We start from the raw sequence: 22,758 nt of genomic DNA on the forward strand, positions 1-22,758 counted from the left end.
TTGTCACCGTCCGCGCGCCGCTACCCTGGACGGTATGCCTGTCGAGTCGATATTCCACCGCCTGGAAGCGCTGCTGCCCAAGGTGCAGAAGCCCATCCAGTACGTCGGGGGTGAGCTCAACTCGACCGTCAAGGACTGGGACTCCGCCGACGTGCGGTGGGCGCTGATGTACCCGGACGCCTATGAGGTCGGGCTGCCCAACCAGGGCGTGGCGATCCTCTACGAGATCCTCAACGAGCTGCCCCGCACCCTGGCCGAGCGCACCTACGCGGTCTGGCCCGACCTGGAGGCCCTCATGCGGGCCGAGGGCGTGCCGCAGTTCACCGTCGACGCCCACCGGCCGGTGCGCGCCTTCGACGTGCTCGGCCTGTCGTTCTCGACGGAGCTGGGCTACACCAACATGCTGACCGCGCTCGATCTCGCCGGGATCCCGCTCAACGCGGTCGACCGGGGTGAGGACGACCCGATCGTGCTCGCCGGCGGTCACGCGGCCTTCAACCCCGAGCCGATCGCCGACTTCCTCGACGCGGCCGTGCTCGGCGACGGCGAGCAGATCTCGATCGCCATCTCCGAGGTCATCCGTGAGTGGAAGGCCGAAGGGCGTCCCGGCGGGCGCGACGAGCTGCTGATGCGGCTCGCCGAGTCCGGCGGCGTCTACGTGCCGAAGTTCTACGACGTCGACTACCACCCCGACGGGCGCATCAAGCGTGTCGCGCCCAACAGGTCCGACGTGCCGTGGCGGGTGCACAAGCACACCGTGATGGACCTCGACGAGTGGCCCTATCCGAAGAAGCCGCTGGTGCCGCTGGCCGAGACGGTGCACGAGCGGTTCAGCGTGGAGATCTTCCGCGGCTGCACGCGCGGCTGCCGCTTCTGCCAGGCGGGCATGATCACCCGTCCGGTGCGGGAGCGTTCGATCACCACGATCGGCGCCATGGTCGAGAACGGCATCAAGGAGTCCGGCTTCAACGAGGTCGGCCTGCTGTCGTTGTCCTCGGCCGACCACTCCGAGATCGGTGAGGTCGCCAAGGGCCTGGCCGACCGCTACGACGGCACCAACACCTCGCTGTCCCTGCCCTCGACCAGGGTCGACGCGTTCAACATCGACCTGGCCAACGAGTTCTCCAGGAACGGCAGGCGCTCGGGTCTCACGTTCGCCCCCGAGGGCGGCTCCGAGCGCATGCGCAAGGTGATCAACAAGATGGTCACCGAGGAAGACCTCATCCGCACGGTCACCACCGCCTACTCGCAGGGCTGGCGGCAGGTGAAGCTCTACTTCATGTGCGGCCTGCCCACCGAGCAGGACGAAGACGTGCTCGGCATCGCCGACCTGGCCAAGAAGGTCATCCAGGCGGGCCGTGAGGCGACCGGCAGCCGCGACATCCGCTGCACCGTCTCCATCGGCGGGTTCGTGCCCAAGCCGCACACCCCGTTCCAGTGGGCCGGGCAGGCCGACCACGAGACCGTCGACCGGCGGCTCAAGGCGCTGCGCGACTCGCTGCGCGGCGACAAGCAGTACGGCCGGGCCATCGGCTTCCGCTACCACGACGGCAAACCGTCCATCGTGGAGGGCCTGCTCTCGCGTGGCGACCGCAGGGTCGGCGCGGTGATCAGGGCCGTCTGGGAGGCCGGCGGCAGGTTCGACGGGTGGAGCGAGCACTTCTCCTACGACAGATGGATGCAGGCCGCCGAGAAGGCGGGCGTCGACGTCGACTGGTACACCACACGTGAGCGGGCCGAGAACGAGGTCCTTCCGTGGGACCACCTCGACGCCGGGCTCGACCGCGAATGGCTCTGGCAGGACTGGCAGGAGGCCGTGTCCGGCGGCGAGGTCGAAGACTGCCGCTGGACCCCGTGCTACGACTGCGGGGTCTGCCCGACCATGGGCACCGAAATCCAGATAGGCCCGACAGGGCGCAAGCTCCTTCCTCTCACAGTGGTCTAGCGCGCTTCACAGTGGTCTGGCGCGCTCAGTGGGCGAGCCGTGTCACGGCGTACACGTACACGCCTTGCGGCGGCTTATCCTGGGAGAAGGAACTCTTACAAGGGAAGGACGCAAAGCTCTGAAACCTGTTCCCGACGGGCCTCCGCCCGCGCCTACGGTGCAACGCCTACGTGTGCGTTACGCCAAGCGCGGACGTCTGCGCTTCACCAGTCACCGCGACATCTCGCGGGCCGTCGAGAGGGCGGTCCGCCGTGCCGGCATTCCGGTGGCCTTCAGCGCGGGCTTCTCGCCCCATCCGAAGATCTCCTACGCGGGCGCAGCGCCGACCGGCGTCGCCAGCGAGGCCGAATACCTCGAGATCGGTGTCACCACGCTGTGCGACCCCGAGCAGGTCAAGTCCAGCCTGGACGCGTCACTGCCGCCCGGTCTCGACGTGCTCGACGTCGTACAGGCGGGCCCGGGGGGCTGGCCGACCGCCTGGAGGTCTCCGACTGGGAGGTACGCCTGCCCGGGGCCGATCGCGAGCTCGCCGAGACGGCGGTGCAGAAGTTCCTCGCGGCGGGCACGGTGGAGGTCGAGCGCCTCACCAAGAAGGGCCCCCGGCGCTTCGACGCGCGGGAGGCCGTCCTGGGGCTCGTGGTGTCCGAGGGAACAGACAGAACCGCAGCTCAGGTGCCAGGACAGACGTGTGTCATACTGCGCATGGTTGTTCGGCACATGACGCCTGCCGTTCGACCCGATGATGTGCTCACAGGGCTGCGCCTTGTGGCCGACTTCGCGCCGCCGGTTCCCCCCGAGGTGACCAGGCTGGCGCAGGGGCCGCTCGACGCCGGCACCGGTGCGCTTGCCGACCCGCTCGGCCTTGACCGCGACACCACGCGCGGCGGCGAGGCGGGACCGGCGGGTGAGCACGTCGTCGGCTAAGGAGGTGCCCTGCGCGAGCGGGGTGCCACCGCTGACAGGACTTGGCGCCCGCGCCTCCTTTCCGGAGGCGGGGGCGGACAACGAGACACGAGGGCTCCTGCGCGGCGCGGCGACGCGCCCGGGAGCTGACGGGAGAGCGCCCGCATGCTCGACAACGAGCCCAACGCCGGGGCCACTGGCCCTGACGGGGAGACAACTGAACAGCCCAAGGTGACCAGGCGCCGCCGCTCCGCGAGCCGCCCGGCGGGTCCTCCGCCGGAGCTGCCGGAGGAGCCGGCCGCCACCGCCCCGATCACCGTCGCGGCCGCCCAGGCCGCGCCGTCGGTTGCCGACGTGCAACCGGTGCAGACCAATGCCGTGCAGCGCGCTGCCGGAGAGCCCGCGCCCGACGCCGGGCGCGGCCGGAGAACCCGGGCCCGCGCGGCGGCGCCCGCGGCCGAAACGCCGGCAGGTCCGGCCGGAGTCGCCGAGAGCGGCCCGGAGGGCGTTCAGGCACAGCCCGGCGCGCCCGAGAGCGCCGTGGCTGGAGCCGGTGCGCCGCAGGGCGTCTCCGCTGTGGCCGGCGCGCCTGAAGGTGCGGCGGTCGGCGCGTACGAAGGTGCCGCGGCCGGGGCCGGTGCGCCTGGGGCTGTCGTGCCCGAGGGACCGGCGCCGCAGCAGGCCGAGAGCCCTGCCGCCTCGCAGGCCGGCACGTCGGCAGAGCCCGTCGTGGAGCCCGTCGTGGCGCCGGTCGTCGAGCAGCGTGCGGCCGCCGAGCGGATGGCCGGTGCGGCCGAGCCGGTCGTGGCGCCCGTGGTGCAGACTCCGGGCGCGCCGGAGGCCGAGAGCCCCGCGTACGCGGGTGGCCCGGCCGGTGCCGGCGAGGTGGCCAGTATGGTCGAGGCCGCTGTGGCCGACGCCGTGGTGGAAGCCGCCGACGTTCCCGAGGAGAAGCCCAAGAGGGCCACGCGCACGCGGTCCACCGCGACCACGACGCGCCGCCGTACGACGAAGAAGGCCGAGCCGGAGATCGCGGAAGCGCTCCCGGAGGAGGAGGCCGAGGCACCGAAGCGGCGGCGTACCCGGAAGAAGGCCGAAGAGGTCGTCGTCGAGGCGCCGGCCGGCGCCGACGTCGAGGTCGTCGCGACGCCCTCCGACGTGGAGGTGGCCGTCACCGTGCCCGAGGCCGCCGAGGCGGCCGACGAGGACATCCTGGAGATCCTGCCCGAGGACGAGCCGCTCGACGACGAGCCCGCCGGCGAGGACCTCGACGAGGACGTCGACCGCCCGAGCCTGCTCGCCGACCCGTTCGGGCTGAGCGCGCGCCGGCACGACGAGCCGGGCACGGCGTTCCAGCGTCCGGCGGCCATCTTCGCGCCGCTGTTCCAGGCCCCCGACCCCAGCCAGGGCAAGCCCGCCGTGATCCGGCGGCCCGAGCCGGAGCCCGAGCCCGAGGAGATCGAGGAGCTGGTCGACGAGACCGTCGTCGAGGACGAGGGCGACGTCGACACCTCCGACGAGCAGGAGGAGGAGGGCGGCGGCCGTCGTCGCCGCCGCCGGCGCGGCGGCAGGGGCCGCGGCAAGTCGCGCGAGCGTGACGAGGCCGAGGACGGCGAGGAAGGCGACGAGGAGGAAGGCGAGGACCAGGGCGAGGAGGCCCAGGAGGAAGAGGCCGCCGGCTCGCGCCGTCGTCGCCGTCGCCGTCGCCGCGGCACCGAGGAGACGCTGGAGCCCTCCAGCGACGACCCGCCGAACACGGTGGTGCGCATCCGCGCGCCGCGCTCCGGCCGTGCCGCCTCCCTGGAGACCGCCACCGACGGCGTGCAGAGCGTGCGCGGCTCGACCCGCCTGGAGGCCAAGAAGCAGCGCCGCCGCGAGGGGCGCGAGCTCGGCCGCAGGCGTCCGCCGATCATCACGGAGTCGGAGTTCCTGGCCCGCCGCGAGTCCGTCGACCGCATGATGGTGGTGCGCCGCCAGGGCGACCGTACGCAGATCGCGGTCCTGGAGGACGGCGTGCTCGTCGAGCACTACGTCAACCGCGAGGCCAGCCAGTCCTACGTCGGCAACGTCTACCTGGGCAAGGTCCAGAACGTGCTGCCGTCGATGGAGGCCGCGTTCGTGGACATCGGCAAGGGGCGCAACGCCGTCCTGTACGCCGGTGAGGTGAACTTCGACACCGCCGGGCTGGAAGGCCAGCCCAAGCGCATCGAGGCGGCGCTGAAGTCCGGCCAGTCGGTGCTGGTGCAGGTCACCAAGGACCCGATCGGCCACAAGGGCGCCCGGCTCACCTCGCAGATCAGCCTGCCCGGCCGTTACCTGGTGTACGTGCCGGACGGGTCGATGACCGGCATCAGCCGCAAGCTGCCCGACAAGGAGCGCACCCGGCTCAAGAGCATCCTGAAGAAGGTCATGCCGGAGAACGCCGGTGTGATCGTCCGCACCGCGGCCGAGGGCGCCTCCGAGGACGAGCTGGCCCGCGACGTGGCCCGGCTGTCGGCCCAGTGGGAGAACATCCAGAAGAAGGCCAAGTCGGCCAGCCCGCCCGAGCTGCTGTCGGCCGAGCCCGACCTTACGATCCGGGTCGTGCGCGACGTGTTCAACGAGGACTTCACCTCGCTGGTCGTGCAGGGCGACGACGCCTGGGACACCGTCGACGACTACGTCAAGTACGTCGCGCCGCACCTGGCCGAGCGCCTGTCGCGCTGGGACACCGGGCAGGGCGACGTGTTCGAGTCGTACCGGATCGACGAGCAGCTGGGCAAGGCGCTGGAGCGCAAGGTGTGGCTGCCGAGCGGCGGCTCGCTGGTGATCGACCGTACCGAGGCGATGACCGTCGTCGACGTCAACACCGGCAAGTTCACCGGCCAGGGCGGCAACCTCGAGGAGACCGTCACCAGGAACAACCTGGAGGCGGCCGAGGAGATCGTGCGCCAGCTGCGGCTGCGGGACATCGGCGGCATCATCGTGATCGACTTCATCGACATGGTGCTGGAGTCCAACCGCGACCTGGTGCTGCGGCGGCTGCTGGAGTGCCTGGCGCGCGACAGGACCAAGCACCAGGTCGCCGAGGTGACCTCCCTGGGCCTGGTGCAGATGACGCGTAAGCGGGTCGGTCAGGGGCTGCTGGAGGCGTTCTCGACGGCCTGCGAGTGCTGCAACGGGCGCGGGCTGATCGTCTCGACCGAGCCGGTCGAGGCCAAGCCGGAGCCGCGCGGCACGCAGGGCAAGATGGCGGTCGAGAAGGCGGTCTCGGACAAGGTTTCCGCGGCCAAGGACTCCGCCAGCCGTGATACCGTGACCGGTGCGCTTGATGACGTCCCGGCTGAGGACGACCAGGCCAGCCAGACTTCCGGCAGAGGGCGGCGACGCTCCCGCCGAGCCAAGTCCGCCGAGTAGCCTCGGCAGGCTTCCGACGATCCGTCCGGTTCGCCTAGGGCACCGTTAAGCGGTACCCTGGTGAATCGGTGCGTCAGGTGACGTGCCCTGTTGGCGCGCTTACTCGGTTCGTCGGTTTGAGACAGGCCGAATGATAGGCGCAGCATTCGGCGGCCGCCTCGATGCGAGGCGGCTAAGGGCAACAGCGAGTCAGTAGAAGGGTTCCGCGGTGTACGCGATCGTTCGTTGCGGCGGCAGGCAGCAGAAGGTCTCCGTCGGTGACGTCCTCGAGGTGGACAAGGTCGCCGGCGAGGTCGGCTCTTCGGTTACGCTGCCGACGGTGCTCGTCGTCAACGACGGCGATGTGACCACCGAGGCGGGCAAGTTCACGGTCAGCGCCGAGATCCTCGGTGAGACCAAGGGCCCGAAGATCCGCATTCTCAAGTACAAGAACAAGACCGGTTACAAGAAGCGCCAGGGTCACCGTCAGCGGTACACCCAGGTGAAGATCACCGGTATCGACCAGGCCTGATCGGGAGTTTGAGAGATGGCACACAAGAAGGGCGCGTCGTCCACCCGGAACGGCCGTGACTCCAATGCTCAGCGCCTGGGCGTCAAGCGCTTCGGCGGCCAGCTGGTGAACGCGGGCGAGATCATCGTTCGCCAGCGCGGCACCCACTTCCACCCCGGCGACAACGTCGGCCGCGGTGGCGATGACACGCTGTTCGCGCTGGCCGCGGGCCACGTGCAGTTCGGCGTCAAGCGCGGTCGTCGCGCCGTCAGCATCGTTCCCGTCGCGGAGTAATCAGCTTCGCTTCGGTGTTGCTTCAAGGGGTGGATCGCCTGTCGATCCACCCCTTAGGCGTTTTCTGGGGGCCCTGCGGGGGCGCCATGTTGTGAATGATCTTGTATGCCCTGGTGGGCTGATGGAGGAGAGCTGGATGCCGGACTTCGTGGACCAGGTGGTCCTGCACGTCAAGGCCGGTGACGGAGGGAACGGGTGCGCCTCCATCCACCGGGAGAAGTTCAAGCCGCTCGGCGGCCCCGACGGGGGGAACGGCGGTCGTGGCGGCGACGTGATCCTTGAGGTCGATCCCAACACCGCGACCTTGCTGGAATATCACCGCCGTCCCCATCGCAAGGCCGACAACGGCAAGCAGGGGCAGGGCTCCAACCGTGACGGCGCCAACGGCGACGACGTGCTCCTCGCCGTCCCGAACGGGACCGTGGTGAAGGACGCCAACACGGGTGAGGTGCTGGTCGACCTGGTGGGGGCCGGCACCCGGTACGTCATCGCGCAGGGCGGCCACGGCGGGCTGGGGAACGCCGCGCTGGCCACGGCCCGGCGGAAGGCGCCCGGGTTCGCGCTGCTGGGGGAGCCCGGTGACGGGCTCGACGTCATGCTGGAGCTCAAGAGCGTCGCGGACGTGGCGCTGGTCGGGTTCCCCAGCGCAGGCAAGTCGTCGTTGATCGCGGCGCTGAGCGCGGCCAAGCCGAAGATCGCGGACTATCCGTTCACCACCCTCATCCCCAACCTGGGGGTCGTGACGGCCGGCGAGAACGTGTTCACGGTCGCCGACGTGCCCGGGTTGATCCCGGGGGCCTCGCAGGGCAAGGGGCTCGGGCACGAGTTCCTCCGTCATGTCGAGCGCTGTGACATGCTCGTGCACGTCATCGACTGCGCGACCATGGAGCCGGGGCGCGACCCCCTCACCGACTACGAGGTGATCGAGGCCGAGCTGCAGGCGTACGGGAAGCTCGAGGACCGGCCGCGGATGATCGTGCTGAACAAGGCCGACGTGCCTGACGCGCGGGAGCTGGCCGACCTGGTCAGGGCCGAGTTCGAGGAGCGGGGGCTGCAGGTCTTCGTCATCTCGGCGGCCACGCACGACGGGTTGCGGGAGCTCACGTACGCGATGGGCGAGTGGGTGGCGGCGGCCGGGGCCAACAGGCCGGTCGAGGAGCCGACCCGACTGGTGATCAGGCCCAAGCAGCTCGGCGACGCCGGGTTCAAGGTGCGCCGGGTCAACGAGAACCTGTTCCAGGTCACTGGCGAGAAGCCGGAGCGGTGGATCCGGCAGACCGACTTCAGCAACGACGAGGCCGTCGGATACCTGGCCGACCGGCTCGAACGGCTCGGCGTGGAGACGGAGCTGGTCAAGGCGGGTGCCAAGGCGGGGGCCGAGGTGGTCATCGGGCCGATGGAGGGCGGGTACGTCTTCGACTGGCAGCCGACGCTCAGCGCCGAGTCGGTGCGGCAGGGGCCACGCGGCTCGGACAACCGCCTCGACTGACCGCTGCCGGGGTCGACGGTCCTCTTGGCGTGACCACCGTCTGGTGACCACCGCATGGCGTGCCCGCCGCATGGCGTGCCCGCCGTCTGGTGACCGCTGTTTGGGGTGACCGCAGCCGGTGGGTGCGTTGCGAACGCGCCCGCCGGTGGTTTCTCATGGCGGGACCGTTGTGGTTCCACGGGAGGTAAAGGGCCGGTGGTGGTGGCCGTGGGGTGGATTGCTGCCGTTCTGCGAGGGTGGGGCTGGGGGCTGGGGGCGGCGGGCGCGCGGCGGGATCGCTGTGGTTCTTCAGGAGGCGAAGGGCTGGCGGTGGTGGCTGTGCGGTGGGGCCGCTGAGGGGTCTCGGGGTGAAGGGTTCGGAGGCGGGGGCGTACGGGGTCCGTCGCTGCTCTACGGGGATAGAGGGGCCGGAGGCGGTGGCTGTTCGGTTCGGGGCTGCTTAGGTTCCTTGGGGGTGAAGGGGCGGTAGGCGGGCTGGTGGTGCGGTTGTTGGCGTTCTGTGAGGGGGAAGGCGGCGGTTGCGTGGAGGGCCGCGGTGGTTTTCCTGGGGTGTAGGGGCTGGGGGCGTACGGGGGGAGCGTCGCTGATCCGTTAGGGGTGGCGATGTTGTGTGAAGGGGCGCGGGCGGGCGCGGTTCTGCGGGGGGTGAAGGGGGAAGGCGGGGGGTGGGGCGCGGATAGGCTGTCAGGCGTGCGGGAACAGATCAGCTCAGCGTCGAGGGTCGTCGTCAAGGTCGGCTCCTCCTCGCTCACCACCCCCCAGGGCATGATCGACGTCGACCGGGTCGACGCCTTGGTAGACGTCCTGGCGGCGCGGCGGCGTGCCGGGGCGCAGATCGTGCTGGTGTCGTCGGGAGCGATCGCGGCGGGTCTCGGCCCGCTGGGGTTGTCGGCGCGACCACGCGACCTGGCCACCCAGCAGGCGGCGGCCTCCGTCGGCCAGGGGGTGCTGGTCGCGCGCTACACCTCCTCATTCGCCCGCTACGGCCTGCGCGTCGGCCAGGTGCTGCTGACCGCCGACGACATGATGCGCCGCGCCCACCACGCCAACGCCCAGCGCACCCTGGCCCGGCTGCTGGAGCTGGGCATCGTGCCGATCGTCAACGAGAACGACACGGTCGCCACCGACGAGATCAGGTTCGGCGACAACGACCGGCTCGCCGCGCTGGTCTCCCACCTCATCCACGCCGACGCGCTGGTGCTGCTGTCCGACGTCGACGCCCTCTACGACGGCCCGCCGAGCCGGCCCGGCTCGCGCCGGCTGGCCGAGGTGCGCGGTCCCGAGGACCTGGTCGGCGTCGAGCTGGGCAGGAACGGCGCGGCGGTCGGCACCGGCGGCATGGTGACCAAGGTCCAGGCGGCCAGGATCGCCACGGGCGCGGGCGTGCCGGTCGTGCTCACCGCCGCCGCCCACGCCGCCCAGGCGCTCACCGGGGCCGACATCGGCACCTACTTCCACCCCGGCGGCCGGCACCCCGGCACGCGGCTGCTGTGGCTCGCCCACGCCACCACCGGGCGCGGCCGGCTGCACCTCGACGAGGGGGCGGTCGAGGCGATCGTGGGCCGGCGCAAGTCGCTGCTGCCCGCCGGTGTGACGTCCGTGGAGGGCGAGTTCGCCGCGGGCGACCCGGTCGACCTGTGCGGGCCGCAGGGCGGCGTGGTGGCGCGCGGCCTGGTCAACTTCGACGCCGTGGAGATCCCGGGGCTGCTCGGCCGCTCCACGAAGGAGCTGGCCAGCGCGCTCGGTCCGGAATATGAACGCGAGCTGATCCACCGCGACGACATCGTCATACTGGAAGCCCGTCACCAGTGAGGAGCACGCGATGTCCGAGGAGTTCCTGAAGGTCGCCCGCGCGGCACGAGAGGCCGCCGCCGAGCTGGCCCCGCTGCCGCGGGCGCCCAAGGACCGGGCGTTGCGGGTGATCGCCGACGCCCTGGTCGCGCACGCGGCGGAGATCGTCGAGGCCAACGCCGAGGACGTCGAGCGGGCGCGGGCCCAGGGCACGTCCGAGGCGATGATCGACCGGCTGCGGCTCGACGAGGCCAGGATCGAGGCCATCGCCGAGGCCGTGCGGCAGGTGGCAGACCTGCCCGACCCGGTCGGTGAGGTCGTCCGGGGCAGCACGCTGCCCAACGGGCTGGAGCTGCGGCAGCTCAGGGTGCCGCTGGGCGTGATCGGCATCATCTACGAGGGGCGTCCCAACGTCACGGTCGACGCCGCCGCGCTCTGCCTCAAGAGCGGCAACGCGGTGCTGCTCAGAGGCTCGTCTAGCGCCTACTCGTCCAACACGGCGCTGGTGCGGATCATGCAGGGCGCGCTCGCGGGCACGCAGGTGCCCGCCGGGGCGGTGCAGCTCGTGCCGGGTACGACGCGGGAGTCGGTCAAGGAGCTGATGCGCGCCCGCGGGCTGGTCGACGTGCTGATCCCGCGCGGCGGTGCGGCGCTGATCAACTCGGTGGTCGAGGAGTCCACGGTCCCGGTGATCGAGACCGGCGTCGGCAACTGCCACGTCTACGTCGACGCGGAGGCCGATCTCGACCTGGCCGTGCAGATCCTGGTCAACTCCAAGGCGCAGCGGCCGTCGGTGTGCAACGCGGCCGAGACGTTCCTCGTCCACGAGGGGGTCGCCGACGCGTTCGTGCCGAGGGCGCTGCGGGCGCTGGCCGAGGCCGGGGTGACCGTCCACGGTGACGAGCGCATCGCCGGCTACGGCGAGGTCGTGCCGGTCACCGACGACGACTTCGCCACCGAATACCTGTCGCTCGACATCGCCGCCGCCGTCGTCGGCTCGCTGGAGGAGGCCGTGGCCCACATCCGGCGCTACGGCTCCGGGCACACCGACGCGATCGTCACCCGGTCGCAGCCGGCCGCCCGCCGCTTCGTCTCGCTCGTGGACTCCGCGGCCGTGGCGGTGAACGCCTCGACCAGGTTCACCGACGGGGGCGAGTTCGGGTTCGGTGCGGAGATCGGCATCTCCACGCAGAAGCTGCACGCGCGTGGCCCGATGGGCCTGCCGGAGCTGACCTCCACCAAGTGGATCTACACAGGAGAAGGGCATCTGCGCACGTCAGAAGGCACCGTGGTGCCCGGACCGGCTTGCGGTTAGTCGGCGTGTCGGGCTGACCGACGGCCCGCGGCCTGGGTTGACTGGGTGTCATGGAAATTGTCGTCGCCCTTGTCTTCTCTGCCGCGGTGCTGTTCGGCGCCGACCGTCTGCTGCTCTGGCTGGAGAGCCGCGGGCACGTCAACTGGCGCAGGAAGGGGCGCAAGGCCCTGGCCGAGGAACCCACGGCCGAGCTCGACAGCATGCTCTCCGACCGTTCACACCGATAAAGGTTCAACGGCTCCGGCGCGCCGCGGGCGTCAAGTGTCGTCCCAGCGCTAGGGTTGTGTCCCTTATGGGCGCGCCGGGCGGGGAGGGACGGTGAGCAAGCTCGGCAAGGTCGGGCCGTACAGCCTGGTCGAGCGGCTCGGCCGAGGCGGCATGGGCGAGGTCTACCTCGCCACCACCCGCCGTGGCGAGCAGGTCGCACTCAAGGTCCTCCACGACCTGGCCGAGGACGAGATGTCCCGGGTCAGGCTGGAGCGCGAGGTGCGCGCGCTGCGCAGGGTCGAGAGCCCCTACGTGGCCAAGGTGCTCGACGCCGACCTGAGCTGCGCCCGGCCCTACCTGGTCATGGAGCACATCGAGGGCGTCACGCTGCTGGAGCGCGTACGCCAGAGCGGGCCGCTCGACCTGGGCCAGCTCGTGCACATGGCGCAGAGCATCGCCGCGGCGCTGGCCATCATCCACGCGGCCGGGGTCGTGCACCGCGACCTGAAGCCGGGCAACATCATCATGGGCACCGAGGGGCCGGTCCTCATCGACTTCGGCATCGCGCAGGTGCTCGACGCGACCAGGCTCACCATGACGGGCACGTTCCTCGGCACGCCCGGTTACACCGCGCCGGAGATCTTCGCCGACGAGCAGGTCGACTCGCCCGCCGACGTGCACGCCTGGGCCGCGACGGTGGCGTTCGCGGCGACCGGGCGGCCCACGTTCGGGCGCGGCACGGCCGAGGCGCAGATGTACGCGGTGCTGAACGGGCAGGCCGACCTCAAGGGCGTGCCGGTGGCGCTGCTGCCGCTGGTGCGGGCCGCGCTCAACCGGGAGCCCGGCAAGCGGCCCACCGCGGCGTTGCTGGCCGACCGGCTCTCCCGGCTGGCCAAGGCCACGAACGGGCCCGACGGCGACGCGCCCGCGGCCGCCGAGGAGGCGTCCAGGGGCGAGAGCGCGCGGAACCGGGCGAACGGCGCGGCGGCCGAGGTCCCCGCGCCCCGCGGCCGGGCCGGCACGGAGGGCAAGACGCCCGTGCCGCGCGGCCGTACGGGCACGGACGGGAAGACGCCCGTGCCGCGCACGCGTACCGGCGTGGACGGAAAGCCGCCCGTACCCAGGAACCGGACGGAACCGCCGACGGCGCGGAACCGGACCGAGCCGCCCGCCGCGCGGAGCCGGGCCGACGGCGCGGCCTCGGGCGCACGCCCCAGGCCGGGCACGGACGGCGCGGCCCCCGGATCGCGCACCAGGACGGGCGCAGAAGGACCGGCCTCCGGCCCCCGCCCCAGGCCGGGAGCGGAGGGCACCCGCGCCAGGACCGGCACGGAGGGGACGCGGACCCGCACCGGCACGGAGGGCACGCGGGCCCGCACCGGCGCCGACGGGACGCGGGTCAGGGCCGACGGCGCGGTTCCGCCGCCGCGGAGCAGGACGAACACCGACGGCAAGGCCGCCACGCCCCGGACCAGGATCGGCGCCGACCCCAAGACGGGCCCGCGCGCGCGGGCGACGGCGGCCGTGCGGAGCAGGTCACAGGACGGCCGGCGGGGCAGGCTCAGGGGCGAGGCGCCGACCACGCTGCCCGCGGGCAACACGGCTCTGCTGCTGCTCGCGGTGCTGGCGGTGCCGTGCGTGGTGACGTCGGTGATCTGGCCGATCGCCTCGATCGCCATCACGACGGCGTTCGTGGTGCTGACCAGGACGCTCTGGATGAGTCATTGGCTGGTCAGGAAGCGCAGCGCGCGTCGCATGCGGATCGCGCTGCGCGTGTTGCTGTTCCCGTTCGCGCTGACCGGGGCGGCGGCGACCGCCGTGGTGTGGCCGGGAGTGCCCGTCGCGGTGGCGTCGGGCGGTGCGCTCTGGGTGACCGGTGGCGGTCAGATCGACTCCGACTGGTGGCAGCAGCCGGCGCCCGTGACGGTCGCGGCGGTGGTGTTCGGCATGTTGTGCGGCGGTATCACCGGGCGCGAGATCGAGCGGATCGGCGGCAAGCTGCCGGAGTTGCGCAGGGAAGGGCTGCGCGCACTGGCCGTGCTGGGCGGGTTCGTCGCCCTGTGCGCGGCCGCCGTGCGCGCGATCGCCCTCCTGCTGTAGGCGGCGAGGACGGCCAGCCGGTCAGCCCTGGCCGCCGTCGCGGCGCGAGAAGCGGTTGAAGATGCGCTCGCCCGCGTTCACCGCCCCTTCGGCAACGTCGCGCAGCACGCCGATGAACGGGTCCTGCGACTGGGACCAGGAGGCGCGGTAGGACTCGGCCGCCGCCTTGATCTCGTCGGTGACGCGGGCGTTGGCGTCGTCCTCCCGGCGCGGGTAGTCGCCGCCGATGATGCGGTCGTACTCGCCGCTGCGCTGCCACCTGTCGAGCTCGGCCACGCGCACCACGGCGAACGGGTGGGTGGTGCCGAGCAGGTTGAGCACCTTGAGGAAGCCGTCGCGCAGGTCGCCCGCGGTGTCGTACTCCTGGTACTGCGCCAGGAACGCCTCGATGTTCATCTCGTGGGTGTAGTCGCCGCCGGCGAGCTTCATCAGGGCGCGCTTGGCCGACTCGGGGTTCTGGGCGGTCAGCAGGCCGCCGCGGTCGGAGGAGAGCTCCGACTTGCGATACCACTCCTCCAGGCCCGCGACGATCGCGCGCAACCCGATGTAGCCGAGCGGGATCCAGGCGACGCGCGTGGCCAGGCGGGTGAGGATGTCGAGCATCGTCCGGTAGACCGCGTGACCCGACAGGATGTGCGAGGTCTCGTGGCCGATGACGAAGCGCTGCTCCTCCTCGTCCATGAGGTTGAGCAGGCCGGTGGTGACGACGATGAACGGGTCGTCGAAGCCGATGGCCTTGGCCTGGACCTGCGGGTCCTGCTGGACGTAGATCTCCGGGATGCGGTGCAGGTCGAGGATGTAGGCGGCGTCGCGCCCCATGTCGTACAGGGAGCGGAACTGGGTCTCGCTGACGCGCACGGACGACGCCAGGTACATCAGGCGAAGGCGGCGCTCACTGACAAGACCGGACATCTGCTTGAGAACCGTGTCGAACCCACTCAACTTGCGCAGAGCGACCAGGGCGGACCGGTCTGCGGGGTGTTCGTAGGCTCGGGACGAGATGCCGGGCAGTTGGACGCGGTTGCGGTCCGGGGTGGTCGTCATGCCCGGCATGCTACGTCCGCAACGGATGTGATGCGCGAACATCACCAAGGGGGGTGCCGTCATGTTCGGGTACCGCGTCCGCGTAGGGTCCGACTCATGATGAACGCGCCTGGGGTCCAGGGGAAGCGGCGGGTGGGTGTGATGGGCGGGACCTTCGATCCCATCCACCACGGCCACCTGGTCGCAGCAAGCGAGGTCGCCCATCACTTCGACCTCGACGAGGTCGTGTTCGTGCCGACCGGGCGGCCGTACCAGAAGTCCGGACGCGAGGTGTCGGCGCCCGAGGACCGCTATCTGATGACGGTCATCGCCACGGCCTCCAACCCCCGTTTCTCCGTGAGCAGGGTGGACGTGGACCGCCCCGGCCCCACCTTCACCATCGACACGCTGCGGGACATCTCCCAGGTCTACGGCCCGCAGGTGGACCTGTTCTTCATCACCGGCGCCGACGCGCTCGGCGCGATCCTGGGCTGGCAGGACGCCGATGAGCTGTTCGAGCTGGCGCACTTCGTGGGCTGCACCCGTCCGGGGCACACACTGCACGATCCCGGGCTGCCCGAGGGCCGGGTGACCCTGCTGGAGATCCCCGCGCTGGCCATCTCGTCGTCGGAGTGCCGTCAGCGGGTGGCCAAGGGGGAGCCGATCTGGTATCTGGTGCCGGACGGAATCGTGCAGTACATCAACAAACGAGGGCTGTATCACGGGGAAGGCTGAAGCTCTCCGCGCCGTGGGTGAGGGGTTTCGGCCTGGAAGGGTACCCTCGGTATATGGGCATGCTGCCGACACAGGAGGACAGACCCGCATCGTGACCGCATCCGACAGATCCGTTCAGCTCGTCCAGATCGCCGCCGAGGCCGCGGCCGACAAGCTGGCCGATGACATCCTCGCCTATGACGTGAGCGAGCAGCTCGTCATCACCGACGCCTTCCTGCTCTGCTCCGCCACGAACGACCGCCAGGTCCGCGCCATCGTCGACGAGATCGAAGACCGGCTGCGCACCGAGGCCGACGCCAAGCCCGTGCGCCGCGAGGGCGAGCGCGAGGGCCGCTGGGTGCTGCTCGACTACATCGACATCGTCGTGCACGTCCAGCATGAGGAAGACCGTACGTTCTACGCGCTCGAGCGTCTGTGGAAGGACTGCCCGGCCATCGGCCTGCCGGAGAGCGTCATGCTCGCCAACATGCAGCGGGCCCGCAGTTGAGCAGGCGGATCGTCTGCCTCCGCCACGGACAGACCCTGTGGAACGTCGAGCACCGCTTCCAGGGGCACTCCGACATCCCGCTCGACGAGACCGGCGTCGCGCAGGCGGCCAGGGCCGCCTCGCTGCTGGCCTCGCTGCGGCCCACCCTCATCGTCTCCTCCGACCTCCAGCGCGCCCATGACACGGCCCTGGCGCTCGGCAGGCTCGTGGGGCTCGACGTGACCGTCGACAAGGACTTCCGCGAACGCGGCGGCGGCCAGTGGGAGGGGCTGACGCGCGACGAGATCGCCGCGCGCTGGCCCGAGGAGTACATCGCCTGGGAGGCCCCCGACGGCGAGCCCGTCTCGGAGGTCGCGACACGGGTGGCCACCTCCATGCGCAAGTGGGCGGCCCGGCTCGACGACGACGGCCTCCTGGTCGTCGCCTCGCACGGCGCGGCGCTGCGCCTCGGCATCTGCGAGCTGCTCGGCCTGCCCGAGGAGCTGTGGCCGGCGCTGGGCGGGCTGGGCAACTGCTCCTGGTCGGTCCTGCAGGAGGGCCGTCAGGGCTGGCGGCTGCTCGAACACAACGCGGGCACCCTTCCCGAGCCCATCAGCAGCGACGACCGCCCTGACGCGGAGGCGTAGCCGACCTGCTCAGGCCGGCTGCGCGGGGCGGCGAGCGCCCTGCCCGGGGTGGTCCGGCAGCGTGACGGCGCTCGCGGCCTTGTCCGTCATCCGCTTGACCATGCCCTTGCCCGGCAGGTACGGCAGCATGCGCATCATCTGGTTCCGCAGCCGGATCCGCGCCCGCGTGCCCGGCACGAGGTATTTGTCGGCCCCCTCGGCCTGCTTCTGGCACACCTCGACGTACGGCCGCATCCGCCGCTCGTAGGCGGCGAAGGCGGCGCTGTGGTCGTCGGGGGCCGTGGCCAGCTCGGCGGCCAGCACGTACGCGCCGATCATCCCGAGCCCCGTGCCCATGCCGCCGGGGCCGGGGGCGTACCCGGCGTCGCCGACCAGCGCCACCCGGCCGGACGACCACCGGGGCAGGACGACCTGGGCGGCCTGCCAGAAGTAGAAGTCCTCGGCCCTGTCCATGGCCGCCAGCAGGGACGGGACCTGCCAGCCCACTCCCCGGAACGCCCGCGCCACCAGGGCCCGCTGCGCCGCCTGGTCGCGGTGGCCGACGTCGAGCGGGGGCGTGGCGAAGTCGAGCGCCGCCCTGGTCCGGCCGTTCGTCCTGACGATGGTGGCGCAGCGGCCCGGCACGTTGTGCATCAGGCCGTCGTGGTCCAGCCCGTACGTGCCGGGGACGGAGAAGACGGCGCCGTAGAAGCCGAGATGGCGCAGGGGAGCGGCGGGGAAGGCCAGCTCGCGTACCTTGCTGCGGATGCCGTCCGCGCCGACGACCAGGTCGAACGTGCGGGGTGCGGCCTTTTCGAAGGTCACGTGCACGCCGTCGGGGCGCTCGGTCAGGGAGGTGATCGAGTCGCCGAGGAGGCGCTCGGCGGGGGCGGCTTCGTTCAGGATGCGGGTCAGGTCGCCGCGCAGGATCTCCACGTCGCCGCTGAACACCTCCGACGGCAGCCTGGCCAGCCGTCTGCCGCCGCTGTCGACGATGGCGATGTCGCCCATGCCGGTCCGGGCCGCCCTGATCGGGTCCAGCACGCCCATGCGCTCCAGGACCTCCAGCTGCGGGGCGCCGCGGAAGTCGACGGCCTGGCCGCCGGTGCGCAGGGCGGGGGCGCGTTCGACGACGGTCGGCCGGAACCCGTGGCGGGCCAGCCAGTGGGCGAGCGTGGGCCCGGCGACGCCGCCGCCGGAGATGAGTACGGTCTGCACGGAAGCCTCCCTTGGTAGTGCGCCATGTACGTTGTACGCCGTACCGTAGGTTCGGGTTTTCCAACAGGCAAGAGGGTCGCCCGGCGCACTAGTGCGCTGCTGAGGTGCCGATGGGTGCGCCGGTCCTGGTGCACTAGTGCTGCGGAGGGGTGGACGTGGATCGGCCCGTGTATCTGCGGATCGTGGAGGAGCTGCGCGACCGCATCGCCGCCGGCGAGCTGGCGCCGGGGGACAAGGTGCCCTCGACCCGGCAGATCATCCGGGAGTGGGGCGTGGCGATGGCCACCGCGACCAGGGCCCTCGGCAGGTTGCGCGAGGAGGGGCTCACGCGGGCCGTGCCGGGCGTCGGGACCGTCGTCGCCGGGCCCGTGCGGCGGGCGGCGCAGGACCTCACCGGGCGGCGTGTCGTGCGCGAGGCGATCAGGGTCGCCGACCGGGAGGGGCTGGCCGCCGTGTCGATGCGCCGCCTGGCCGCCGAGCTCGACGCCTCCGCCATGTCCCTGTACCGGCATGTGGCGGGCAAGGACGAGCTCGTCCGGCTCATGATCGACGCGGTCTACGGCGAGGAGCCGCCCGCCGGGCAGCCGCCGCGGGGCTGGCGGGCCCGGCTGGAGCTGGAGCTCCGGCAGCTGTGGCGGGTGCACCTGCGGCATCCGTGGCTGGCGCAGGCGGTCTCGCTGACCCGGCCGCAGCTCGTGCCCAACGGCATGGCGTCCACCGAACGGCTGCTGCGCGCCCTGGACGGGCTCGGCCTCGACGCCGGCGCCATGCTGCACGCCGTCGTCTCCCTGGTGAACTTCGTCCGGGGCACCGCCGTGGCCCTGGAGGCGGAGCTGCAGGCGCGTACCGAGACCGGGGTGACCGAGGACGACTGGTTGAGCGAGCACGAAGGGGAGATGGCGGCGTTGTTCGCCTCCGGCGCCTATCCGACTCTGGCGAAGGTGGTCACGGATCCCGGGGTGGATCTGGACCTGGACTCCGTCTTCGAGTTCGGGCTCCGCAGGCAGCTCGACGGCCTCGCCGTGCTGGTGGCACGGGTGCAAGGCGGACGGCGGCCGGGCGATTAGGTGAAAGGGCGCGGATGGCTATATGCTCTCGGAGCGCCGCAACGGGTGATCCCGCAGCGGTGACCAGGGGCTATGGCGCAGTTGGTAGCGCGCCTCCATGGCATGGAGGAGGTCTGGGGTTCGAATCCCCATAGCTCCACACAGATTGTTTCCCTGGTTCGAGCGGTCGGCTCGAACGCTCGCTAGTCCAGAAACGCCGGAGAGCTCCACGTCGTGGCGGGCAGGGCGTTGAGGGCGGCGACGATCCGCTTCTCCTCGTAGACGAAGTGCGATTCCAGCAGGGCCGACAGGCCGTCCAGCTCGGTGCGCACGTCACGCGGGCCGCCGGGTGCGTCGGAGGCCAGCAGGGTCTCCAGGTCGCGCAGGATGACGGCCACCTGCTCGTGGTCCCGGCGCAGCTCGTCGAGGACGGGGCGCAGTTCGGGGAACTCGGCGGCGAGCACCGGGAAGGCCGTGGCGTCCTCGCCGGTGTGGTGGGTGGTGATCGCCGAGCAGAAGGTCAGGCAGTGGGTGCGCAGGTCGCGCAGGGAGCCGCCGCGGCCGGCGGTGTCGCGCAGCCTGGCCAGCTCTTCGCGGAGCCGGAGGTGCACGTCGATCAGTTGGTTGCCGAAGGCCGCCAGACGGCGGGCCGGCTCGGGGAAGTCGTCCATGGGTCTTGTCCGATGTCACGGCGCCTCCATGCCCGCGGCGGTCTCCTGGCCGGGTGCACTGCGACGCTGACTCGGGATCAGATCATGCTTTTCGCGGCGGATCAACTCGGAGGGCCGAGCCCCGAAGAGGCCCGGCCTCAGGAGAGGCGTGCCCGGCGTCAGGTGCAGGGGGTGTTGTCGAGGGTGAAGGCGGCCGGCGGGGCGGTGTTGCCCGTGTGGGTGGCCTGGAAGCCGAACGACGCCGAGGCGCCGGGCGCGATCGTGGCGTTGTAGGCGACGTTCCGGGCGGTGACCTGGCCCGTGGTGGGGGAGATCGTGGCGTTCCAGGCGGAGGTGGCGGTCTGGCCCGCGGGCAGCGTGAAGCTCAGCGCCCATGAGGGCAGGGCCGTGGCGCCGGTGTTGGTGATCGTGACGGCGGCCGTGAGGCCGGTGTTCCAGGCGTTGGTGGTGTAGGAGACGCGGCAGGCGCCCGGAGGGTTCGGCGTGGGGGTCGGCGTGGGGCTCGGGCCGCTGCCGGTGAGGCCGAAGAAGGCGAGGGCGGCGGCGGCCATCCCGCTGGTGGGCAGGCTGTGCCCCACGCCCTGGACGCTCACCGCCTCGACCGGCGCGGTCGACCCCGTGCTGCCGTACCTGGTCCTGGTCCAGCCGGGCTGGGGCTGGTCGGTGAGGCTGGGGGTCTGGGGCAGGCCGTGGACGTTCGTCCACTGCTTGATCTCCTCCTGGAAGTTCGGGTAGCGCAGGGTGGCGTCCTCGGTGCCGTGCCACACCTGCATGCGCGGGCGGGGGCCGGTGTAGCCGGGGTAGGCGGCGCGTACCAGTTCACCCCACTGCTGCGGGGTCTTGGTGAGCCGGCCGTTCGCGCACGCGCTGTTCCAGCTCGACCCGTCGGTGGTGGCGAAGCAGCCGAACGGCACGCCCATGAACGCCGCTCCCGCCTGGAACACGTCGGGATAGTCGCCCAGCAGCACGTTCGTCATCATGCCGCCGGAGGAGGCGCCGGTCACGTACGTGCGGGCGGGGTCGGTGGCGTACCGCTGCTGGACGTACCGGACCATGGATACGATGCCGACGGGGTCGCTGCCGCCGTCGTGCCTCAGCGCCTGCGGGGAGGAGACGTCGAAGCAGGAGCCGCTCCTGGTCGCCGAGGGGTAGATCACGATGAACTTGTGGCGGTCGGCGAGCGAGGCGAACTCCGTGCCGGAGTGGAAGGCGGGGCCGGAGCCGGTGCAGTAGTGCACGGCGACCAGCAGCGGCGGACGGGTTCCGACGCCGTCCGGGACGTACAGGTGCATGCGCAGACCTGTCGGGTTGGCGCCGAATCCGGTCACCTCGGTGAGCTGGGCCGAGGCGGCCGGGGGAGCGGTGACCAGGCCCGCGACGACGAGCGCGGCGACGGCGATCACGGCGCCCGCCAGTCGAGCTCTCAGGTTCATCGGGTTCCTCTCGTTCGCCTGAAATATTGCGAGTATGAAGAGAAACTTTCGGGACGGCAATGGCCTGACTGCCTGCCGCGCTTTGACCTGGGCCAGGTCGGAGAACAACCGTGAAACTTTCGGGTCAGGCGTAGCGCCGGGCCAGCTCCGCCGCCGCCGCGCCCAGAGCCTCGCGCAGCGCGGGCGGCGACAACACCTCGACGTCGGTCCCGAGCCGCAGGAACTCGCCGAGCGCGTGGTCGTGCGACTCGATCGGCAGGGTGACCCGCGTCCAGCCCTCGGCGTCCGGCGGCTCGGCGGTCTCCCGAGCCGCCGCCGCGACGCCGGGCGTCATGAGGTCGGGCAGGCGCTCCAGGCCGCGCGGCGACAGCCGGACCACCGCCTCGCCGCGCCGCAGCCTGGCCTCGAACTCGGCCAGGTAACCCTGCCAGTACGCCGTCAGGGAGAAGCCCTCCGGCCTGGTGAACGTCTCCGGGAGCGCGTGCAGGTCGAGGATCTGGGAGACGCGGTAGGTGCGGACGTGCTCGCCGCAGCGCGCCACCAGGTACCAGCGGCCCGCCTTGACCACCAGCCCGTACGGCTCCAGCCGCCGTTCCACCTCCTGCGGCGCCTTCCACCGCCGGTAGGTGACCTGAACAGGCCGCTCGTTCCACACGGCGTCGGCCACGGCGGGCAGGTACGTGACCGGCTCGGCGTCCCGGTACCAGGAGGGCGCGTCGAGATGGAACCGCTCCTGGATGCGGCCCGCGCGGTCGCGCAGCTCGACGGGGAGCGCGGCCATCAGCTTGAGCTGGGCGGCGGTCACCACCGCGCCGAGGCCCAGCTCGGCCGCCGGCCCCGGCAGCCCGGCCAGGAACAACGACTCGGCCTCGTCGGTGGTCAACCCGGTGAGCCGGGTGCGGTAGCCGGCCAGGAGCTGATAGCCGCCGTTGGGCCCGGCGTCGCCGTAGAGCGGGATGCCGGCGGCGTGCAGGGACTCCATGTCGCGGTAGATGGTGCGGACGGAGACCTCCAGGCGCTCGGCGAGGTCGTGGGCCGTCATACGGCCCCGTGTCTGCAACAGCAGCAGGATCGAGACCAGGCGGGAGGCGCGCACGGACACTGACACTACATGTCAGTGACCCGGCCGTACGTTCGCCCGCATGAACGACTTCGATTTCCTCGCCGGCACCTGGGACGTCGTGAACCGCCGGCTCCTCAAGCCGCTGACCGGCAGCGACGAATGGGACGAGTTCCCCGGCCGTTCGGTCGCGACCCGGCACTTCGACGGCGCGGCCAGCTTCGACGAGATCGCCTTCCCCACCAAGGGCCGGCACGGGCTGACCGTACGCGTCTACAACCCCGGGACGCGGCTGTGGTCGATCTACTGGGGCAGCAGCGCGAGCGGCACGCTGGACACCCGGCCCATGGTGGGCGGATTCACCGGGAACCGGGGCGAGTTCCACGGCGAGGAGACCCACGAGGGCCGGCCGGTGCGCTGCCGGTTCGTCTGGACCGTCGTCGACGAGCAGCGGGCCAGGTGGGAGCAGGCCTTCTCGGCGGACGACGGCCAGACCTGGGAGACCAACTGGACGATGGACTTCACCCGGGCGTCCTGAGCGAGGGGCTTC

General features: G+C 71.6%; 19 protein-coding genes, 1 tRNA gene and 1 pseudogene. 16 read left to right on the forward strand and 5 right to left on the reverse strand.

What is annotated here, in order from left to right:
- The first annotated feature begins 34 nt into the window (after positions 1–34).
- From ACNF49_RS16830 to ACNF49_RS16875, 10 genes and pseudogenes are all read left to right on the forward strand, one after another.
- A complete protein-coding gene (locus ACNF49_RS16830; RefSeq protein ID WP_357984648.1) occupies positions 35–1,945 on the forward strand; it encodes a TIGR03960 family B12-binding radical SAM protein in 1,911 nt (636 codons plus the stop codon).
- A 157-nt stretch (positions 1,946–2,102) separates the two neighbouring features.
- Positions 2,103–2,869, forward strand: a pseudogene (locus ACNF49_RS16835) (TIGR03936 family radical SAM-associated protein).
- Positions 2,870–3,013: 144 nt separating this feature from the next.
- Complete coding sequence (locus ACNF49_RS16840) at positions 3,014–6,244, forward strand: Rne/Rng family ribonuclease (RefSeq protein ID WP_482944279.1); 3,231 nt, start codon at positions 3,014–3,016, stop codon at positions 6,242–6,244.
- A 208-nt stretch (positions 6,245–6,452) separates the two neighbouring features.
- A complete protein-coding gene (gene rplU / locus ACNF49_RS16845) occupies positions 6,453–6,755 on the forward strand; it encodes a 50S ribosomal protein L21 (protein ID WP_055506260.1) in 303 nt (100 codons plus the stop codon).
- A 15-nt stretch (positions 6,756–6,770) separates the two neighbouring features.
- Positions 6,771–7,028 carry a 50S ribosomal protein L27 gene (rpmA, locus tag ACNF49_RS16850; RefSeq protein WP_012893687.1) on the forward strand — a complete coding sequence of 86 codons (258 nt, stop codon included), beginning with the start codon at positions 6,771–6,773 and terminating at the stop codon, positions 7,026–7,028.
- 136 nt (positions 7,029–7,164) lie between these two features.
- Complete coding sequence (gene obgE, locus ACNF49_RS16855) at positions 7,165–8,517, forward strand: GTPase ObgE (protein WP_482944280.1); 1,353 nt, start codon at positions 7,165–7,167, stop codon at positions 8,515–8,517.
- Positions 8,518–9,207: 690 nt separating this feature from the next.
- On the forward strand, positions 9,208–10,329 hold the full coding sequence (proB, locus tag ACNF49_RS16860) for a glutamate 5-kinase (protein ID WP_482944281.1): 1,122 nt from the start codon (positions 9,208–9,210) through the stop codon (positions 10,327–10,329).
- A 10-nt stretch (positions 10,330–10,339) separates the two neighbouring features.
- Entirely contained in the window at positions 10,340–11,623 is a 1,284-nt protein-coding gene (locus tag ACNF49_RS16865; RefSeq protein WP_357984660.1) for a glutamate-5-semialdehyde dehydrogenase, read from the forward strand.
- A 50-nt stretch (positions 11,624–11,673) separates the two neighbouring features.
- On the forward strand, positions 11,674–11,850 hold the full coding sequence (locus ACNF49_RS16870) for a hypothetical protein (protein ID WP_357984663.1): 177 nt from the start codon (positions 11,674–11,676) through the stop codon (positions 11,848–11,850).
- Between the two features lie 91 nt (positions 11,851–11,941).
- Entirely contained in the window at positions 11,942–13,930 is a 1,989-nt protein-coding gene (locus ACNF49_RS16875; protein ID WP_357984666.1) for a serine/threonine-protein kinase, read from the forward strand.
- Between the two features lie 21 nt (positions 13,931–13,951).
- On the opposite strand, the gene ACNF49_RS16880 is transcribed toward ACNF49_RS16875, so the two are convergent.
- Positions 13,952–14,983, reverse strand: coding sequence for a M48 family metallopeptidase (locus ACNF49_RS16880; RefSeq protein WP_482944282.1), 1,032 nt, complete (start codon positions 14,981–14,983; stop codon positions 13,952–13,954).
- Positions 14,984–15,070: 87 nt separating this feature from the next.
- Here ACNF49_RS16880 and nadD point away from each other — a divergent pair, with 87 nt between their 5' ends.
- From nadD to ACNF49_RS16895, 3 genes are all read left to right on the forward strand, one after another.
- Positions 15,071–15,688 carry a nicotinate-nucleotide adenylyltransferase gene (gene nadD / locus ACNF49_RS16885; RefSeq protein WP_357984672.1) on the forward strand — a complete coding sequence of 206 codons (618 nt, stop codon included), beginning with the start codon at positions 15,071–15,073 and terminating at the stop codon, positions 15,686–15,688.
- 91 nt (positions 15,689–15,779) lie between these two features.
- Complete coding sequence (rsfS, locus tag ACNF49_RS16890; protein WP_125639389.1) at positions 15,780–16,175, forward strand: ribosome silencing factor; 396 nt, start codon at positions 15,780–15,782, stop codon at positions 16,173–16,175.
- Positions 16,172–16,801: a histidine phosphatase family protein gene (locus ACNF49_RS16895; protein ID WP_357984679.1), complete on the forward strand. Its 630-nt coding sequence runs from the start codon at positions 16,172–16,174 to the stop codon at positions 16,799–16,801. The genes rsfS and ACNF49_RS16895 overlap by 4 nt, the downstream gene beginning before the upstream one ends.
- A 9-nt stretch (positions 16,802–16,810) precedes the next feature.
- Here ACNF49_RS16895 and ACNF49_RS16900 read toward each other — a convergent pair whose 3' ends face one another.
- Positions 16,811–17,998, reverse strand: coding sequence for an FAD-dependent monooxygenase (locus tag ACNF49_RS16900; protein ID WP_482944283.1), 1,188 nt, complete (start codon positions 17,996–17,998; stop codon positions 16,811–16,813).
- Positions 17,999–18,153: 155 nt separating this feature from the next.
- Between ACNF49_RS16900 and ACNF49_RS16905 the strand changes: the two genes are divergently transcribed.
- Positions 18,154–19,065 carry a TetR/AcrR family transcriptional regulator C-terminal domain-containing protein gene (locus tag ACNF49_RS16905; protein ID WP_357984685.1) on the forward strand — a complete coding sequence of 304 codons (912 nt, stop codon included), beginning with the start codon at positions 18,154–18,156 and terminating at the stop codon, positions 19,063–19,065.
- A gap of 66 nt (positions 19,066–19,131) precedes the next feature.
- Positions 19,132–19,204, forward strand: a tRNA-Ala gene (locus ACNF49_RS16910).
- Positions 19,205–19,247: 43 nt separating this feature from the next.
- Here ACNF49_RS16910 and ACNF49_RS16915 read toward each other — a convergent pair.
- The 3 genes from ACNF49_RS16915 to ACNF49_RS16925 all read right to left on the reverse strand — a co-directional run bounded on the left by ACNF49_RS16915 (position 19,248) and on the right by ACNF49_RS16925 (position 22,244).
- On the reverse strand, positions 19,248–19,715 hold the full coding sequence (locus tag ACNF49_RS16915; RefSeq protein ID WP_482944284.1) for a hemerythrin domain-containing protein: 468 nt from the start codon (positions 19,713–19,715) through the stop codon (positions 19,248–19,250).
- A gap of 158 nt (positions 19,716–19,873) precedes the next feature.
- Positions 19,874–21,148 carry an extracellular catalytic domain type 1 short-chain-length polyhydroxyalkanoate depolymerase gene (locus ACNF49_RS16920; protein WP_482944285.1) on the reverse strand — a complete coding sequence of 425 codons (1,275 nt, stop codon included), beginning with the start codon at positions 21,146–21,148 and terminating at the stop codon, positions 19,874–19,876.
- A gap of 124 nt (positions 21,149–21,272) precedes the next feature.
- Positions 21,273–22,244 carry a helix-turn-helix transcriptional regulator gene (locus ACNF49_RS16925; RefSeq protein WP_482944286.1) on the reverse strand — a complete coding sequence of 324 codons (972 nt, stop codon included), beginning with the start codon at positions 22,242–22,244 and terminating at the stop codon, positions 21,273–21,275.
- A gap of 46 nt (positions 22,245–22,290) precedes the next feature.
- On the opposite strand from ACNF49_RS16925, the gene ACNF49_RS16930 reads away from it, so the two are divergent.
- Positions 22,291–22,746, forward strand: coding sequence for a hypothetical protein (locus tag ACNF49_RS16930; protein ID WP_357984697.1), 456 nt, complete (start codon positions 22,291–22,293; stop codon positions 22,744–22,746).
- Positions 22,747–22,758 lie beyond the last annotated feature (12 nt).

It is taken from the genome of Actinomadura sp. ATCC 39365 (genome assembly GCF_054392275.1).

Bases quoted from the DNA above. Each gene is read 5' to 3' on its own strand.
- ACNF49_RS16830 (WP_357984648.1), top strand. From the start codon at position 35: ATGCCTGTCGAGTCGATATTCCACCGCCTGGAAGCGCTGCTGCCCAAG.
- ACNF49_RS16840 (WP_482944279.1), top strand. From the start codon at position 3,014: ATGCTCGACAACGAGCCCAACGCCGGGGCCACTGGCCCTGACGGGGAG.
- rpmA (WP_012893687.1), top strand. From the start codon at position 6,771: ATGGCACACAAGAAGGGCGCGTCGTCCACCCGGAACGGCCGTGACTCC.
- obgE (WP_482944280.1), top strand. From the start codon at position 7,165: ATGCCGGACTTCGTGGACCAGGTGGTCCTGCACGTCAAGGCCGGTGAC.
- ACNF49_RS16865 (WP_357984660.1), top strand. From the start codon at position 10,340: ATGTCCGAGGAGTTCCTGAAGGTCGCCCGCGCGGCACGAGAGGCCGCC.
- ACNF49_RS16870 (WP_357984663.1), top strand. From the start codon at position 11,674: ATGGAAATTGTCGTCGCCCTTGTCTTCTCTGCCGCGGTGCTGTTCGGC.
- ACNF49_RS16880 (WP_482944282.1), bottom strand. From the start codon at position 14,983: ATGCCGGGCATGACGACCACCCCGGACCGCAACCGCGTCCAACTGCCC.
- nadD (WP_357984672.1), top strand. From the start codon at position 15,071: ATGATGAACGCGCCTGGGGTCCAGGGGAAGCGGCGGGTGGGTGTGATG.
- ACNF49_RS16915 (WP_482944284.1), bottom strand. From the start codon at position 19,715: ATGGACGACTTCCCCGAGCCGGCCCGCCGTCTGGCGGCCTTCGGCAAC.
- ACNF49_RS16920 (WP_482944285.1), bottom strand. From the start codon at position 21,148: ATGAACCTGAGAGCTCGACTGGCGGGCGCCGTGATCGCCGTCGCCGCG.
- ACNF49_RS16930 (WP_357984697.1), top strand. From the start codon at position 22,291: ATGAACGACTTCGATTTCCTCGCCGGCACCTGGGACGTCGTGAACCGC.